The organism is Streptomyces sp. NPDC002055 (assembly GCF_040296705.1).
Classification (GTDB): domain Bacteria; phylum Actinomycetota; class Actinomycetes; order Streptomycetales; family Streptomycetaceae; genus Streptomyces.
This window is the reverse complement of sequence record NZ_JBEOXS010000021.1, coordinates 12595-28498: the sequence shown is the minus strand read 5'-3', so window position 1 is coordinate 28498 and position 15904 is coordinate 12595. Positions and strand designations below refer to the sequence as shown.

Annotated in this window: 11 protein-coding genes and 1 pseudogene; 8 read left to right on the top strand and 4 right to left on the bottom strand. The window is 73.1% G+C overall.

Annotated features, from left to right (window positions below):
• Window positions 1–174 precede the first annotated feature (174 nt).
• From ABT112_RS15430 to ABT112_RS15415, 4 genes are read left to right on the top strand one after another with little or no spacing between them, the layout of a single operon-like run.
• Complete coding sequence (locus tag ABT112_RS15430) at window positions 175–1722, top strand: ABC transporter substrate-binding protein (RefSeq protein ID WP_351509794.1); 1548 nt, start codon at window positions 175–177, stop codon at window positions 1720–1722.
• Window positions 1719–2669 (top strand): ABC transporter permease, encoded by a 951-nt coding sequence (locus ABT112_RS15425; protein WP_351509643.1) that lies wholly within the window; start codon window positions 1719–1721, stop codon window positions 2667–2669. Before ABT112_RS15430 ends, ABT112_RS15425 begins: the two co-directional genes overlap by 4 nt.
• On the top strand, window positions 2666–3601 hold the full coding sequence (locus ABT112_RS15420) for an ABC transporter permease subunit (RefSeq protein WP_351509641.1): 936 nt from the start codon (window positions 2666–2668) through the stop codon (window positions 3599–3601). Before ABT112_RS15425 ends, ABT112_RS15420 begins: the two co-directional genes overlap by 4 nt.
• Window positions 3576–5138: an ABC transporter ATP-binding protein gene (locus tag ABT112_RS15415; RefSeq protein ID WP_351509638.1), complete on the top strand. Its 1563-nt coding sequence runs from the start codon at window positions 3576–3578 to the stop codon at window positions 5136–5138. The genes ABT112_RS15420 and ABT112_RS15415 overlap by 26 nt, the downstream gene beginning before the upstream one ends.
• Here ABT112_RS15415 and ABT112_RS15410 read toward each other — a convergent pair.
• Entirely contained in the window at window positions 5116–7641 is a 2526-nt protein-coding gene (locus tag ABT112_RS15410) for a DEAD/DEAH box helicase (protein WP_351509636.1), read from the bottom strand. The genes ABT112_RS15415 and ABT112_RS15410 overlap by 23 nt on opposite strands.
• 116 nt (window positions 7642–7757) lie before the next feature.
• On the opposite strand from ABT112_RS15410, the gene ABT112_RS15405 reads away from it, so the two are divergent.
• The gene (locus ABT112_RS15405; RefSeq protein ID WP_351509633.1) at window positions 7758–8549 is read left to right on the top strand and encodes a metal-dependent hydrolase; all 792 of its coding nucleotides are present in this window, start codon (window positions 7758–7760) and stop codon (window positions 8547–8549) included.
• A 235-nt stretch (window positions 8550–8784) separates the two neighbouring features.
• Window positions 8785–9258: a hypothetical protein gene (locus ABT112_RS15400; RefSeq protein WP_351509631.1), complete on the top strand. Its 474-nt coding sequence runs from the start codon at window positions 8785–8787 to the stop codon at window positions 9256–9258.
• A gap of 165 nt (window positions 9259–9423) precedes the next feature.
• Here ABT112_RS15400 and ABT112_RS15395 read toward each other — a convergent pair whose 3' ends face one another.
• On the bottom strand, window positions 9424–11205 hold the full coding sequence (locus tag ABT112_RS15395) for an ABC transporter ATP-binding protein (RefSeq protein WP_351509630.1): 1782 nt from the start codon (window positions 11203–11205) through the stop codon (window positions 9424–9426).
• The gene (locus tag ABT112_RS15390; protein ID WP_351509628.1) at window positions 11202–13226 is read right to left on the bottom strand and encodes an ABC transporter transmembrane domain-containing protein; all 2025 of its coding nucleotides are present in this window, start codon (window positions 13224–13226) and stop codon (window positions 11202–11204) included. Before ABT112_RS15390 ends, ABT112_RS15395 begins: the two co-directional genes overlap by 4 nt.
• Before the next feature lie 194 nt (window positions 13227–13420).
• Between ABT112_RS15390 and ABT112_RS15385 the strand changes: the two genes are divergently transcribed.
• Both ABT112_RS15385 and ABT112_RS15380 read left to right on the top strand, forming a co-directional pair.
• Window positions 13421–14164, top strand: coding sequence for a L,D-transpeptidase family protein (locus ABT112_RS15385; protein WP_502975349.1), 744 nt, complete (start codon window positions 13421–13423; stop codon window positions 14162–14164).
• A gap of 320 nt (window positions 14165–14484) precedes the next feature.
• Window positions 14485–14850: pseudogene (locus ABT112_RS15380) on the top strand (RNA-guided endonuclease InsQ/TnpB family protein); the annotation flags it as partial.
• Between the two features lie 49 nt (window positions 14851–14899).
• On the opposite strand, the gene ABT112_RS15375 reads toward ABT112_RS15380, so the two are convergent.
• Window positions 14900–15865: a helix-turn-helix transcriptional regulator gene (locus tag ABT112_RS15375; RefSeq protein WP_351509624.1), complete on the bottom strand. Its 966-nt coding sequence runs from the start codon at window positions 15863–15865 to the stop codon at window positions 14900–14902.
• Window positions 15866–15904 lie beyond the last annotated feature (39 nt).

Sequence of the window (15904 nt, the reverse complement as noted above, 5' to 3'; positions counted from 1 at the left end):
CCCGAGCCCCATACCCACCCCGAGCCCTGTGGCTCCCCTCCCGACCCAGGACGGACGACGGTGACCGAACCCCGCCCCGGCAGCTTCCCCTCCGCTGCCCCTTCCGCTGCCCCCTCCTCCGCTGCCTCCTCCACCGAGCCCTCTTCCGCTCACTCCTCCTCCGGCGATTCCGCCATGACCCGGCGCCGGGCGCTCGCCGCCGGCTCCGGTGCCGCCGCGGCCCTCGCCCTCGCCGGCTGCGCCACCGGCCCCGGTACCGATTCCGGTTCCGGTTCCGGCGGCGGCAAGCCGCGGCGCGGTGGGCGGCTCCGTGCCGCGTTCGCCGGCGGCGGCGCCGCCGAATCGCTCGACCCCCACCTGGGCAGCCTGTTCGTCGACGCGGCCCGGGCCAAGGCCCTGTTCGACAAGCTCGCCGACTTCGGGGCCGACATGACCGCCCGGCCGCGGCTGGCCGAACGCTGGGAGCCGCACGGCGGGCTCGACCGCTGGCGGGTCACGCTCCGCACCGCGCATTGGCACGACGGCAAGCCGGTCACCGCGCGGGACGTGCTCCACAGCTACCGCCGGATCGCCGACCCCGACCGGGCGTTCCGCGCGAAGGCCTCCCTGGAACCCATCGACCTCGACGCCAGCCGGGCCGTGGACGACCGGACCGTCGAGTTCCGGCTCAAGCGGTCCTTCGCCGAATTCCCCAACGTGCTGGCCGCGTTCGGCGCGTACATCGTGCCCGAGGGGACCGACCGCTTCGACGAGCCGGTGGGCTCCGGCCCGTTCCGCTTCGTCTCCTTCCGGCCCGGCCGCTCCCTCGTCGTCAAGCGCTTCGACGACTACTGGGAGGGCGCCCCCCACCTGGACGAGCTGGAGTTCGTCATCGCCGGCGAGGAGTCGGCCCGCGTCAACGCCCTCCTCGGCGGCCAGGTCGAGTACGCGCACGAGCTGAACCCCACCACGGCCCGCGCCCACGAGAACGGCGGCCAGATCGACATCGTCCGGATGCGGAACAGCGCCATGCAGGCGTTCGCCATGAAGACCGACCGGGCCCCCTTCGACGACCGGCGGGTCCGCGAGGCGTTCTTCCTCATCGCCGACCGCGAGGAACTGGTGCGGGGGGCGCTCTCCGGCGCCGGCGAGGTCGGCAACGACCTGTTCGGCAAGGGCTACCGCTACTACGCCAAGGGTCTGCCGCAGCGCGAACAGGACCTGAAGCGCGCCCGGAAGCTGCTGCGCGAGGCGGGGCACGACCGGCTCACCGTCACCCTCGACACCTCCCCGGTCGCCACCGGCTTCCCGGAGGCCGCCGAGATCTTCAAGGACCAGGCCGCCCGGGCCGGCGTCACCGTGCGGATCGCCGTCGGCGACAAGGACACCTACTGGAACGACATCCTCGAATCCGGCACCTTCTGCTGCTACCGCTCGGGCGCGATGCCCATCGAGTCCCATGTCTCCCAGCGGCTGCTCAGCGACTCCACCACCAACGCGACGCACTGGAAGCACCGGGACTTCGACGCGCTCTACCAGCAGATCCAGTCGACCCGGGACGAAGCGGAGCGGACCGCGCTCTACGCCCGGATGCAGCGCCGGCTGCACGCCGAAGGCGGCTTCCTCGTCTGGGGATTCGCCGACTGGATCGTCGGGACGGCCCGCACCGTCCGCGGGGTACGGGCCGAGGCCCCCGCCAACACCCTCGACTGGGCGCGCTTCGACACGGTGTGGCTCGCGTGAGCACCGGCCGCACCTGGCTGCCGCGGCGGCTGGCGCTGGGCGGCATCCAGATCGCGGGCGTCGTCCTGCTCGTCTTCCTGCTCACCGAGGCGCTGCCCGGGGACGCGGCCGTCACGCTCGCCGGGGACCACCCCGACCCGGAGCGCATCGCGCGGATCCGGGAGACCCTGGAGCTCGACCGCCCCGCCACGGAACGCTTCCTGGACTGGGCGGGCGGGCTGCTCCACGGCGACCTGGGGCGGTCACTGGTCTCCGGCCGGCCGGTGGCCGACGCCCTCGCGGCGGGCACCGGCCCCACCCTGCTGCTGGCGCTCTGCGCGCTGCTGTTGATCGTCCCTGTCGCCACCGGGCTCGGGGTGCTGGCCGCGCGGCACGAAGGCGGCCGGGTGGACCGGGCGATCAGCGCCGGCACGCTGGGCGTCCACGCCGTCCCCGAATTCGCCCTGGGGGTGCTGCTCGTCGCCGTGTTCGCCCTCGGACTCGGCTGGCTGCCGCCGACCGCCGTCGGCGCCGGCCCCCTGCTCGGCCGGCCCGCCGTCCTCGTCCTGCCCGTGCTGGTGCTGCTCGCCCGCCCGGTGTGTTCGATCAGCCGGCTGGTGCGGGCCGGGATGATCGAGGCGATGGCCTCGCCGTACGTCGCGCAGGCCCGGCGGTACGGGCTCACCGGGGCCCGGGTCCGCTACGCGCACGCACTGCCCAACGCGGTGGCGCCCGCGGTGCAGCAACTCGCCCGCACCTGCGACTGGCTGCTGTCCGGAGTGATCGTCGTGGAGGCGCTGTTCGTGATACCCGGGCTGGGCACGGTGCTGGTGGACGCCGTCGCCGCCCGGGACCTCCCGGTGATGCAGGGACTCGCCGTGGTGTTCGGCGTCGTCACCGTCACGCTGAACCTGGCGGCCGACGTGGTCGTGCACCGGCTCGCACCCCGATCGGAGGCCGCCGCATGACCCCCGGCACGAACACCCCGTCCGTCCGCCCGGCCGACGAGGATCCTCGCCGGTCCGGCACCCGACGCACCCGACGCACCCGACGCACCCGGCTCGCCCGCCTCGCCCGCCTTCCCGCAGCTCTCCCCGCCCGCGCCGGCCTCGGCCTCGTGCTGCTCGCGGTACCGCTGCTGCTCGCCCTCGCAGGCCCCTGGTTCGCCGGTGAACCGGGCCCCCGCGCCGCGTCGTTCACCCTCGGCGGCGGCCACTGGCTCGGCACCGACGTCACCGGGGACGACGTGTGGCGGCAGGTGCTCCTCGGCGGACGGTCGGTGGTGCTGATCGCCCTCGCGGCCACCGCACTCACCTATCTGGTCGCGGTGCCCACCGGGCTCACCGCCGCGCTCACCCGCCGGCCCTGGCTGGAGGAGCTGCTGATGCGCCCGCTGGACATCGTCCTCGCCGTGCCGTCCCTGCTGCTCCTGCTGCTGGTCGCCGCGCTGTTCGCGCCCGGTGCGGCCGGACTCGCGCTGATCGTGGCCGGTATCGCCGTGCCCGACACCACCCGGATGGTGCGCGCCGCCGCCACCGCGGTGGCCGCCCGCCCGGCCGTGGAGGCGCTGCGCATGCAGGGCGAGAGCCGGCTGCGGATCGCGCTCGGCCATGTGGGGCGGGCCATCGGCCGCACCCTGGCCGCGGACGCCGGGGTACGCCTCACCGGCGCGCTGTACCTGGTCGCCACCGCCGCCTTCCTGGGGGTGGGCGTCACCCCCGGGGCGCCCGACTGGGCGGTGATGGTCGACCGCAACCGTACCGGACTCGCCGTCCAGCCCTGGGCGGTGACCGTTCCCGCTCTGCTCGTCATCGCGCTGTCCATGGGCGCCAACCTGCTCTTCGACGCCGTACTCGCCCACCGGAGGAAACCCCATGACCGAGCCCGTCGCACGGATTGAGGACCTGCGGGTCGAGGCCGGCGGCCGGACGCTCGTCGACGGGGTGTGCCTCAGCGTGCTCCCCGGCCGCTGCACCGCCCTGGTCGGGCCCTCCGGCAGCGGCAAGACCACCACGGGGCTCGCGCTCCTCGGCGAGTACCCGGCGGGTGCGTGCGTCACCGGGCGGGTGGACGTGCCCGACGGCCGCACCGGATACGTCCCGCAGCACCCGGCCGCCGCGCTCAACCCCGCCCGCCGGGCAGGCGCGCTGCTGGGCGACATCGCCCGGCGCACCCCCGGCACCCGCGCCGACCGCACGGCGCGGGTCGCCGAAGCGCTGCGGCTCGCCCAGCTCCCCGACCCGGACACCGTGCTGCGGCGCTTCCCGCACCAGCTCTCGGGCGGCCAGCAGCAGCGGGTCGTCCTCGCCCAGGCGCTGCTCTCCGGCGCCCGGGTGGTCGTCGCCGACGAGCCCACGACCGGCCAGGACGCGCTGACCAAACGGCGGATGGCGGCCGAACTGCGGGAGCTGCGGGCCCGGGGCATCGGGCTGCTGCTGCTCAGCCACGATCTCGGCCTGGTCCGTGAACTGGCCGACGACGTCGTGGTGCTGCAGAACGGCCGCGCGGTCGAGTCGGGCACCGCGGAACAGGTCCTCACCGCCCCCCGGCACCCGGCCGCCCGCGCGCTGCTCGCCCGGGACGCGTCACCGGTCCACGAGCCCACGCCGTCCCCCGGGGCGGGGGACCGCGCACCGGAGGAAGGCGCGCCGTGTCTGGAAGCCGTCGCGGTGCGGGCCTGGCACGGTGGGCGCCGCACCGGCGCCGTCGTGCTGCGGGACACCTCGATCGCCGTCGCCGGCGGCGCGTGCCTGGCCGTGGTGGGGCGTTCCGGCTCCGGCAAGACCACCCTCGCCCGCTGCCTCGCCGGACTGCACCGCGGCTGGTCCGGCCGCGTCCTCCTGGACGGCCGCCCGCTGCCGCGCAGCCTGCGCGGCCGGAGCCGGGAGCAACTGGCCGCCGTGCAGTACGTCTTCCAGGACGCGCACGCCGCCTTCGACCCGTACCGGACCGTGCTGGACCAGGTCTCCCGCACCGCGGTGCGGCTGCGCGGCGCCACGGCCGAGGCCGCGCGGGCCGAGGCGCTGGCGCTCCTCGCCGGGCTGGGGCTCCCGGAGGAGACCGCCCGGCGCAGGCCGGCGGGTCTCTCCGGTGGTGAGCTCCAACGGGCCGCGCTGGCCCGCGCCCTGCTGGCCCGGCCCCGGGTCCTCGTCTGCGACGAGATCACCTCCGGCCTGGACACCGTCACCCGGCACGCCATCGGTGACCTGCTGCGACGGCAACGGGACGAGGCGGGCACCGCCCTGGTGCTCGTCACCCACGACCTGGCGGTGGCCGCCGGGCTCGCCGACACGGTCGCCGTCGTGGAGGCCGGCCGGGTGGTGGAACAGGGGCGGGCGGATCAGCTCTGGTCCGCCCCCGCCCACCCCTTCACCCGGGAACTGCTGGCTGCCGCGCACGGCACAGGCGGGACCATCAGAGCTGCCCCACGGAGGTGACCCGGACGACCGCGCGGCCCTCCTCGTCGGAGGCCGCGAGGTCGACCTCCGCGCTGATGCCCCAGTCGTGGTCGCCGTTCGGGTCGGCGAAGGTCTGCCGCACCTTCCACAGCCCGTGCTCCGGCTGCTCCTCGATCAGCAGCAGCTTGGGGCCGCGCGCGTCCGGTCCGGTCCCCAGGTCCTCGTACTCGTCCCAGTACGCGTCCATGGCGTCGCCCCAGCGGTCCTCGTCCCAGCCCGATTCGGAGTCCATCTCGCCGAGTTCGCCGACCTTGTCCAGGGCGGCCAGCTCCACCCGGCGGAACATCGCGTTGCGCACCAGCACCCGGAAGGCGCGGGCGTTGGCGGTGACCGGGCGCACCTGGTCGGCCCGCTCCTGCGCCTCCTCCGCGCTCTCCTCCTCCGGGTTGGCCAGCTGCTCCCACTCGTCGAGGAGGCTGGAGTCGACCTGACGGACCATCTCCGCCAGCCAGGCGACCAGATCCTGGAAGTCGTCCGACTTCAGGTCGTCGGGGACGGTGTGCTCCAGGGCCTTGTACGAGCTCGCGAGGTAGCGCAGCACGATGCCCTCGGTCCGGGCGAGCTCGTAGAACGCGGTGAACTCGGTGAAGGTCATGGCCCGCTCGTACATGTCGCGGATCACGGACTTCGGGGACAGCGGGTGGTCGCCGACCCACGGGTGGCTCTTGCGGTAGATCCCGTAGGCGTGGAGCAGCAGCTCCTCCAGCGGCTTCGGGTACATGACCTCCTGCAGCCGCTCCATCCGGTCCTCGTACTCGACGCCGTCCGCCTTCATCTGCTGGACGGCCTCGCCGCGCGCCTTGTTCTGCTGCGCGGCCAGGATCTGCCGCGGGTCGTCGAGGGTGGACTCCACGACCGACACCATGTCCAGGGCGTACGACGGCGACTCCGGGTCGAGCAGCTCGAAGGCGGCGAGCGCGAACGTCGACAGCGGCTGGTTGAGCGCGAAGTCCGACTGCAGGTCCACCGTCAGCCGGACGATCCGGCCCTGGGCGTCCGGCTCGTCCAGCCGCTCCACGACCCCGCCGTCCAGCAGGGACCGGTAGATCGCGATGGCCCGCCGGATGTGGCGCAGCTGCGAGCGGCGGTCCTCGTGGTTGTCCTCCAGCAGCCGCCGCATCGCCTCGAAGGCGTTGCCCGGCCGGGCGATCACCGACAGCAGCATCGCGTGGGTGACCCGGAAGCGGGAGGTCAGCGGCTCCGGATCGGAGCCGATCAGCTTCTCGAAGGTGTTCTGACCCCAGTTGACGAAGCCCTCCGGGGCCTTCTTCCGCACGACCTTGCGGCGCTTCTTGGGGTCGTCGCCCGCCTTGGCGAGCGCCTTCTCGTTCTCGATCACATGCTCCGGGGCCTGCGCGACGACGAAGCCCGCCGTGTCGAAGCCCGCCCGGCCGGCCCGGCCCGCGATCTGGTGGAACTCCCGGGCCCGCAGGGTGCGCACCCGGGTGCCGTCGTACTTCGTCAGCGCGGTGAACAGCACCGTGCGGATGGGGACGTTCACGCCCACGCCCAGGGTGTCCGTACCGCAGATCACCTTCAGCAGCCCGGCCTGCGCCAGCCGCTCCACCAGCCTGCGGTACTTCGGCAGCATCCCGGCGTGGTGCACACCGATCCCGTGCCGCACATAGCGCGAGAGGTTGCGGCCGAACTTGGTGGTGAACCGGAAGTTTCCGATCAGCGCGGCGATCTCGTCCTTCTCCTGGCGCGAGCACATGTTGATGCTCATCAGCGCCTGCGCCCGTTCCACCGCAGCGGCCTGGGTGAAGTGCACGATGTAGACGGGCGCCTGCTGGGTCTGGAGCAGCTCCGTCAACGTCTCGGTGAGCGGTGACGTGCGGTACTCGTACGACAGCGGCACCGGCCGGGTCGCGGACCGGACCACCGACGTGGGACGGCCGGTCCGCCGGGTGATGTCCTCCTCGAACCGGGACACATCACCCAAGGTGGCCGACATCAGGATGAACTGCGCCTGGGGCAGCTCCAGCAGCGGGATCTGCCACGCCCAGCCCCGGTCCGGCTCGGCATAGAAGTGGAACTCGTCCATCACGACCTGGCCGATGTCGGCGTCCTTGCCGTCCCGCAGCGCGATCGACGCCAGCACCTCGGCCGTGCAGCAGATCACCGGGGCGTCCGCGTTGACCGACGCGTCGCCGGTCAGCATGCCGACGTTCTCGGTGCCGAACATCTTGCAGAGCTCGAAGAACTTCTCCGACACCAGCGCCTTGATCGGCGCAGTGTAGAAGGTCACCTGATCGTTGGCGAGCGCGGTGAAATGCGCCCCGGCCGCAACCAGACTCTTGCCGGAACCCGTCGGTGTGGACAGGATCACGTTCGCCCCGGAGACCACCTCGATCAGCGCCTCCTCCTGGGCGGGGTAGAGGGAGATACCCCGCTCCTCGGCCCACGTCGAGAATGCTTCGAAGAGGGCATCGGGGTCGGCGTCGTTCGGCAGATGATCGATAAGGGTGGTCACGCCCTCCATACTGCCTGCCCCCGGCCCGGATCGGGGAACCGGCCGCGTGGACGAAGATCGCGGAGGATACGCTGAGCCGCCGACGAGGCGTCAGTGCAACAACACCAAAGGGGTGGGGAACGACCATGATGGGACCGGCGCATTCGCTGTCGGGAGCCGCGGCCTGGCTGGGGGTGGGAGCGGCGGCCGCGGCGGCCGGCTACCCGATGCCCTGGCCCGTCCTGGTCGTCGGCGCCTTCGTCTGCGCGGGCGCGGCCCTCGCCCCCGACCTCGACCACAAGGCGGCGACGATATCCCGGGCCTTCGGGCCCGTCTCGCGCGTCCTGTGCGAAGTGATCGACAAGATCTCCTACTCCGTCTACAAGGCGACCCGCACCTCGGTGGACCCTCGCCGCTCCGGCGGCCACCGCACGCTCACCCACACCTGGGTCTGGGCCGTGCTCATCGGCGCCGGCGCCTCCGTGCTGGCCATGACCGGCGGCCGCTGGGCCGTCCTCGGCCTGCTCTTCGTCCACATGGTGCTCGCCGTCGAGGGCCTGCTGTGGCGGGCCGCCCGCGTCTCCAGCGACATCCTGGTCTGGCTGCTCGGCGCGACCAGCGCCTGGATCCTCGCGGACATCCTGCACAAACCCGGCAACGGCGCCGACTGGCTGTTCACCGCCCCGGGCCTGGAATACCTCTGGCTCGGCCTGCCGATCATCCTCGGAGCCCTGGTCCACGACATCGGCGACGCCCTGACCGTCTCCGGCTGCCCGATCCTCTGGCCGATCCCCATCGCCGGGAAGCGCTGGTACCCGCTCGGCCCCCCGAAGGGAATGCGGTTCCGGGCCGGCAGCTGGGTCGAGCTGAAGGTCCTCATGCCCGTGTTCATGCTGCTCGGCGGCATCGGGGGCCTCGGGGCACTGAACTTCATCTGACGGGCCCCAGGTGCGGTCCGGGCGGATCATCCGCCCGGACTCAGCCTGCGGGCGGAGGGCGCACCCCCTCTCAGGTGGCCCTCCGAGAGGGGTGTGCCCTCCTGCTGAACGATGTGTGGTTGCCATGTCCACGGCCAGCATGGAGGCCATGACAACAGCGCCCCTTCCGCTCCCCGAGGCTGCCCCCGCACCCGTCTGGGCCCGCCGGGCCGCCCACGCCATCGCCCTGTGAGCCGTGCCGTCCGGCCTGTGGCGCATCGCCATGGCAGCCGGTGTCCCCGTCGGCTACAGCGACCGGGTCCTGCGCGAGGTCTTCGACATCCCGGGGTGGGGCATCGCGTATGTCGTCGGTCTCGCCGTCCTCAGCGAGTTGGCATCCCTGTTCCCGCTGCTGCTCGTCAGCGACCGGTGGCGGCCGCTGCGCCCCCGGACCCTTGCCGCGCTGGCCTGGACCGCCTCGGCCCTCCTGGTCCTGGTGGCGTTGTGGCAGCTCGTGGTCGCCTTCACCGTCGAGAGCCGGACATACATGTCCAGCGGCACGGCACAGACCGTCTGGGGCTTCGCCTTCGCCCCGCTGATCGCCATCCCGCCCCTGATGACCGCGGTGACCTGGGCGTATGCCCAGCGGCATCGGGTGCTGGGCGGACGTGGCGCCCGGCCGCAGACTTCCGGAGGAGACCGAAGGAGCCCTTCCGGTGGCCAGGACTGAACGCCCTCGCCGTCACGGATGACCACGCCTGAACGCCCTCGCTGTCACTGATGACCACGACTGCACACCGTCGCTGTCACGGAAGCGCGGAAACTGCCGATCCGCTGTCGTAGGCGGCGCGTTCCGCGCCCGGACGCGCGGATACGCGCCGACCGGCGCCCGGCATCAGCCGTGCCAGGACCGCCACAGCGCCGCATACGCCCCGTCCGCCGCCACCAGCGCGTCATGCCGGCCCAGCTCACTGATCCGCCCGTCCTCCACGACGGCGATCACATCCGCGTCGTGCGCGGTGTGCAGCCGGTGCGCGATGGCCACGACCGTACGGCCGTCCAGCACGCGCGCGAGCGACCGCTCCAGATGCCGGGCGGCGCGCGGGTCCAGCAGCGAGGTCGCCTCGTCCAGCACCAGCGTGTGCGGATCGGCCAGCACCAGCCGGGCCAGCGCGATCTGCTGCGCCTGCGCCGGGGTCAGCGCCACCCCGCCCGAACCGACCTCGGTGTCCAGGCCCTGCTCCAGCGCCGTCGCCCAGCCGGTGGCGTCCACCGCGCCGAGCGCGGCCCACAGCTCCGCGTCCCCGGCGTCCGTCCGGGCCAGCCGCAGATTGTCCCGGAGCGAGCCGACGAAGACATGGTGTTCCTGGTTGACCAGCGCCACCTGTTCGCGCACCCGCTCCGCCGGCATCCGTGCCAGCTCCGCGCCGCCCAGCGTGACCTCCCCGGACCGGGCGGCGTAGATGCCCGCCAGCAGCCGGCCCAGGGTGGACTTCCCCGCTCCGGACGGGCCGACCAGCGCCAGCCGGGTCCCCGGGGGGACCTCCAGCGACACCCCGTGCAGTACGTCGTCGCCCTCCCGGTAGCCGAAACGCACCGCGTCCGCCCGCACGGCCCGCCCCGCGGGCACCACCCGCGGGTCGCCCGCCCCGGGCTCGATCTCCCGGACCCCGACCAGCCGGGCCAGCGACACCTGGGCGATCTGGAGCTCGTCGTACCAGCGCAGGATCATGCCGACCGGCTCGGACAGCATCTGGGCGAGCAGCGCACCGGTCGTCAGCTCGCCGACGCTCATCCACCCCTGCAGGACGAAGCTGCCGCCGATCATCAGCACCCCGGCGAGGATCAGCACGTAGAAGGCATTGACCACCGGGAACAGGACGGAGCGCAGCCACAAGGTGTACCGCTCCCATGCCGTCCACTGCCGGATCCGCAGCTCCGACCGGCCCACCCGGCGGGCGCCGAGCCGGTGCGCCTCGATGGTCCGCCCGGCGTCCACGGTCTCGGCGAGCGCCGCCGCGACGGCCGCGTACCCGGCGGTCTCGGAACGGTAGGCGGCCGGGGCCCGCCGGAAGTACCAGCGGCACCCGATCACCAGCACCGGCAACGCCACCAGCACCGCGAGCGCCAGCGGCGGCGCCGTCACCGTCAGGGCGCCGAGCAGCAGCCCCGCCCACACCACGGCGACGGCGAGTTGGGGCACCGCCTCCCGCATCGCGTTCGCCAGGCGGTCGATGTCGGTGGTGATCCGGGAGAGCAGATCGCCGGTCCCGGCCCGCTCCAGCACGCTCGGCGGCAGTCCCACGGACCGGACGAGGAAGTCCTCGCGCAGATCGGCGAGCATCTCCTCGCCGAGCACCGCGCCCCGCAGCCGCACCTGCCGGACGAACACGGTCTGCACCGCCAGCGCGACCGCGAACAGCGCGACCACGCGGCCGATGTGGAGCTCCCGGGCGCCGCGGGCCAGATCGTCGACCAGCCCGCCCAGCAGATAGGGGCCGACCACGGACGCGACCACGGCGACCGTGTTCACCGCCAGCAGCACGGCGAAGGCACGGCGGTGCCGCCGCAGCAGGCCGGTCACATAGCCGCGCACCGTGGCGGCCGAGGCCACCGGCAGGATCTCCACCGACTCCGATGCCGCCGGGTCGTACCCGGGCGGTGCGACGCCGATCATGAGCTCTCCTCCTCGATCTGTTCGCGTGCCGTGCCGCCGGACGGAGACGCGGAGCCGCCGGACGGAGACGCGGAGGGGCGGTGCGGCGGATCCGGCCGGAGGAGTCCGTTCTCCCGGGCCGCTCCGTCGTGATCGTCGCCCGGTGGCGGTTCCACTGCGCCCCTGGTGCGCGGAACCGCGGCCTCCTCCTCCGGCTCCCGGGTCACCACCGCGCGGTAGTCGGGGGTGGTGCGCAGCAGCTCGCGGTGGGTCCCGACCGCGGCCACCGCGCCCTCGTGGACGAGCACCACCCGCTCCGCCCGGTCCAGGAGCAGCGGGCTCGAACTGAACACCACCGTCGTGCGGCCCTTCCGCAGGCCGCGCAGCCCGTCGGCGATCCGTGCCTCGGTGTGCGAGTCCACGGCGCTCGTCGGCTCGTCCAGCACCAGCACCTCCGGGTCGGCCACCAGCGAACGCGCCAGCGCCAGCCGCTGCCGCTGCCCGCCGGACAGTGACCGTCCGCGCTCGGTGATCCGGGCCCGCATCGGATCGCCGGAGCCGTCCGCGCAGGCCCGGCCGAGCGCGTCCAGGACGTCACCGCACTGGGCCGCCGCCAGCGCCTCCGCCGCCGGAACCGCGCCCGACGCGGGGACGTCCAGCAGGTCGGCGAGTGTCCCGGAGAGCAGCACCGGGTCCTTGTCCTGCACCAGCACCGCGGCGCGGGCCCGTTCCAGCGGCAGCGCGTCCAGGGCGGCGCCGCCCAGCAGCGCGGACGGCCCCGCTCCGCCCTCCACGGCGTGCGGGGCGTGTCCGCCGAGCCGGTCCGCGAGCCGCCCGGCCGCGTCCGGGTCGCCGCACACCACCACGGTCAGCAGTCCCGCGGGGGCGAGGAGTCCGCTGCCGGGGTCGTACAGGTCCCCGCCCGGCACCGCCTCCGCGCCGTCCGTCGCGGTCGGTTCGGCAGTGCCGGTCGGCTCGGCAGTGCCGGTCGGTTCATCAGTGCCGGACGGTTCAGCGGTGCCGGACGGTGTGTCGGCGCCGGGCGGGGTACGGCGCAGGGCCAGGACCCGGGCCGCCCGCTCGGCCGACGGCCGGGAGAACGCGTAGGCCATCGCGATCTCCTCGAACTGGCGGAGCGGCCAGAGCAGGAAGGTCACGGCGCCGTAGACGGTGACCAGTTCGCCCACCGAGATCCGGCCGTCGAGCGCCAGCCGGGCACCCTGGCCGACCACGGCGATGAGCAGCAGGCCCGGCAGGGCCACCTGGACGGCGCTGATCAGGGCCCACATCCGGGCGCTGTGCACCGCGGCCCGCCGCACCTCCTGCGAGGCGTTCCGGTACCGGGCCAGGAACAGTTCCTCACCGCCGATGCCGCGCAGCACCCGCAGCCCCGCGACGGTGTCCGCGGCCAGTTCGGTGGCCCGGCCCGCCTTCTCCCGCTGCTCGTCGGCCCGCCGGGCGGCCCGGGGCAGCAACGGCAGGACCGACAGCGCCAGTACGGGCATCCCGCAGGCCACGACGAGGCCCAGCTCGGGCCGGTACACCAGCAGCCCGGCGCACACCCCCACGGACGCGACCGCGGCCGCCGCGAAGCGGGAGACCCCCTCGACGAACCAGCCGATCTTCTCCACGTCACCGGTCGACACCGCGGTGACCTCCCCGGCCGCGACCTGCCGGGTCAGGGTGGCCCCCAGCTCCGCGGCCCGGCGGGACAGCAGTTGCTGCAACCGCGCCGCCGCGGTGATCCAGTTGGTGACCGCGGCGCGGTGCAGCATCGTGTCGCCGAGCGCGATCAGCACGCCCAGCACGGCGATCAGTCCGCCGCCGAGCGCCAGCCGGCCGCCGGAGCGGTCGACCACGGCCTGCACCGCGAACCCCACGGCGGCCGGGAGCAGGGCCACGCCGGCCATATGGACGATTCCCCAGGCGACGGCCTTGAGCTGACCGCCCGCCTGGCGTCTGCCGAGCCAGAGCAGGAACCGGGCCCCGGACCGGACGTCGGGCACGCCGGGATCGGTATACGGAAGATCGCGGATCTGCATGACCATCCCGGGCATCGACAGTGGGGGAGAGCTGAAGGGTCGTCCGTCGGGCTCCCCGGAATCAACCGATTTTTCGGTGGAGCGCCCGCTGCCGACGGATGCGCCGGAGGCGCCGGAGCGCGTGGGGCGAGATGCGGCACCCCAAGAGCCGCCCGCCGGAGCGCGCACGCCACACGCTCCCGTCGAGTGCGACCATGTGTTCCATGCGAATTCCGGGGACTCTGCGCACGGTGGCCGCCGTTGCCGGCTTGACCCTGCTGGCCGGCTGCGGCGGCGGGAACGGCGGAAGCGGCGGCAGAAAGCACGACGAGCACGGAGCACGCCCTGCTCCGTCGGCCTCGTCCGTCGACCGTGCGGGGCGCATCCCGGACGTCGGCCCCCGGCTCCGGTCGCGGATCCCGGCCGCGTCCCGGCAGGTCGTCACGGTCCACGGCCGCGGTGCGGACTCCGCCGACGCCACCGTCGTGCTCTGGACCAAGCGTGAGGGGACGTGGAACCGGACGCGCCAGTGGTCCGGGCACAACGGCAAACGCGGCTGGACCACCGACCACCACGAGGGCGACAAGCGCAGCCCGGTCGGGGTGTTCACCCTCTCCGACGCGGGCGGGGTCCTTCCGGAACCCGGCGGCGCCGCCCTCCCGTACAGCCGCTCGGCCGCATTCACCGCCCCTCGCCAGTGGCCCAGGACCCACTGGCACGACTTCGACTACGTCATCGCCATCGACTACAACCGGGTGAAGGGGACGCCGCCCAACGATCCGACCCGGCCGCAGGGGCAGTCCAAGGGCGGCAGTATCTGGCTGCATCTGGACCACGGCAGCGGCACCTCGGGCTGTGTGAGCGTGCCCAAGTCGGCCATGCGGTACCTCCTCCGGACCCTCGACCCGGCGCGGCACCCGGTCGTCGTGATGGGGGACGAGGCCCGCCTGAAGGCCTGAAGGCCTGACGTCTCGCGCCGCCGGCGCTCCCCGCGGGCTGCCGGCCGTGAGCGGGTCCCGGACACCCGGTCCGGGACCCGGAGTTCACCCCTGCGGCTTCTCCGAATCCATCCCCGGCCGGCTCTCGAGCCACACCTCGGTCAGGACCCTGCTGGGTAGGGCTGGTGATGCGCAAGAGATCCGAATTGGACTCTCCCGCCGGGCTGATGGACTCCGGTGCGGAGCGCCGGCGGGGCCTGTGCGGCCGTGGGGCCGGATCGTCCCGGGTGCGGTGGAAGGCGGTGACGGCCGGCGGCGGGGATGCGGCCCGGTCGGGGGCGGACGGCAGGCTCGCGCGTGCCATCTCGGATGTGGCCTGGGCAGACCTGTGCATGATGCTGGAGTACAAGTGCGCCTGGTACGGGCGTGAACTCGTGGTGATCGACCGGTGGTTCCCGTCCAGCAAGCTGTGCGGGGCCTGCGGCACGGTCCGCGAGAAGCTGCCGCTGAACGTCCGTGAGTGGACGTGCGAGTGCGGCGCCGTGCATGACCGCGATGTGAACGCGGCACTCAACATCCTGGCCGCCGGGCTGGCGGCTTCTGCCTGTGGAGACGGTGTAAGACCTCAACGGGAGTCGTCCCGGACGGGGCGGTCGTCGGTGAAGCAGGAAACCCAGCGGGCGACCGCTGGAATCCCCCGCCGCTAGGTGTACTGACCGGAGACGTTGATTGAGAGCAGGGCGTTCCGCTCGGCAGTCACGAGGCCGGGGTTGAGTGCCTTTCAACCAGGTCTCTGGCGAGCTGACTGATGCGTTCGCGGGCTGTCTCTGGGGTGAGTATCTCGATGTGGTCGCCGAACTGGAGGAGCTGACGCACTGACTCGATGTCGGGGTAGCGGACGACGACGGTGCACCAGCCGTTTTCCGCGTCGGAGACGTCGTGGATGCGGCTGCCGAGGATGCGCCGCGCCAGGTCGAGTCCATTTTCTGGCAGGCGGACGGTCACGCTCACGCAACCTTGCCCCTCGGTGCGTTCCTTCAACGCGGCCCATCTGGTGCGGAGGGTTTCGCTTGGTCGGAGAGCAGCTGGCGCGTCGAGTTGTTCGTAGGACGAGAGTCGTTCCAGAGCGAACAGCCGACCGTTCCCCTGGTCATCGGCGATGAGATACCAGCGACCGGATTTCGCGACGATCCCGTACGGGTCGACCACCCGCGTTGAGGCCTGATGCTCGGCGCTGCGCCGGTATTGGATTCGCAGCCGGCGGCGGTGTCGCAGTGCCGAGGCCAGATCCGATACGTCGACCCCTGCCTCTGAGTCAGCAAACCACGCGGTGCTGTCTACCAGCACCAGGTCCGCCAGTTGCGGCAGGCTCGGCGATCCAGGTGCTGCAGCCTGCCGAGCGGCGATCTTGCGCGCGGCCGACTCCCACACCGCAGACAGACCCATACGCTCAAGTTGCGCGCTGTCCAAACCGGCTACGGAGAGTGCCTCCAGCTCTGATGGTTCCAGATGCGATGCGTTGAGCCGTGCACTGGGGAGCAAGGCGATCCCGCCGTTCCGCCCGCGTTCGGCATAGACAGGCACACCTGCTGTCGAGAGCGCCTCGACATCCCGCAGCACGGTCCGCCGAGACACTTCCAGACGTCCGGCGAGCTCGGTGGTGGTGATGCGCTGACGGGTCTGCAGGAGCAGCAAGAGATGCAACAGCCTCGAAGCCTTCATACTGACCAACCTTTGCAGAAAAGGTGACAGGCTCTGTCG

Excerpts from the sequence above, each read along its gene's own strand:
- ABT112_RS15430 (WP_351509794.1), top strand. The coding sequence starts at position 175 with ATGACCCGGCGCCGGGCGCTCGCCGCCGGCTCCGGTGCCGCCGCGGCC.
- ABT112_RS15420 (WP_351509641.1), top strand. The coding sequence starts at position 2,666 with ATGACCCCCGGCACGAACACCCCGTCCGTCCGCCCGGCCGACGAGGAT.
- ABT112_RS15415 (WP_351509638.1), top strand. The coding sequence starts at position 3,576 with ATGACCGAGCCCGTCGCACGGATTGAGGACCTGCGGGTCGAGGCCGGC.
- ABT112_RS15410 (WP_351509636.1), bottom strand. The coding sequence starts at position 7,641 with ATGGAGGGCGTGACCACCCTTATCGATCATCTGCCGAACGACGCCGAC.
- ABT112_RS15405 (WP_351509633.1), top strand. The coding sequence starts at position 7,758 with ATGATGGGACCGGCGCATTCGCTGTCGGGAGCCGCGGCCTGGCTGGGG.
- ABT112_RS15395 (WP_351509630.1), bottom strand. The coding sequence starts at position 11,205 with ATGATCGGCGTCGCACCGCCCGGGTACGACCCGGCGGCATCGGAGTCG.
- ABT112_RS15390 (WP_351509628.1), bottom strand. The coding sequence starts at position 13,226 with ATGCAGATCCGCGATCTTCCGTATACCGATCCCGGCGTGCCCGACGTC.
- ABT112_RS15385 (WP_502975349.1), top strand. The coding sequence starts at position 13,421 with ATGTGTTCCATGCGAATTCCGGGGACTCTGCGCACGGTGGCCGCCGTT.
- ABT112_RS15375 (WP_351509624.1), bottom strand. The coding sequence starts at position 15,865 with ATGAAGGCTTCGAGGCTGTTGCATCTCTTGCTGCTCCTGCAGACCCGT.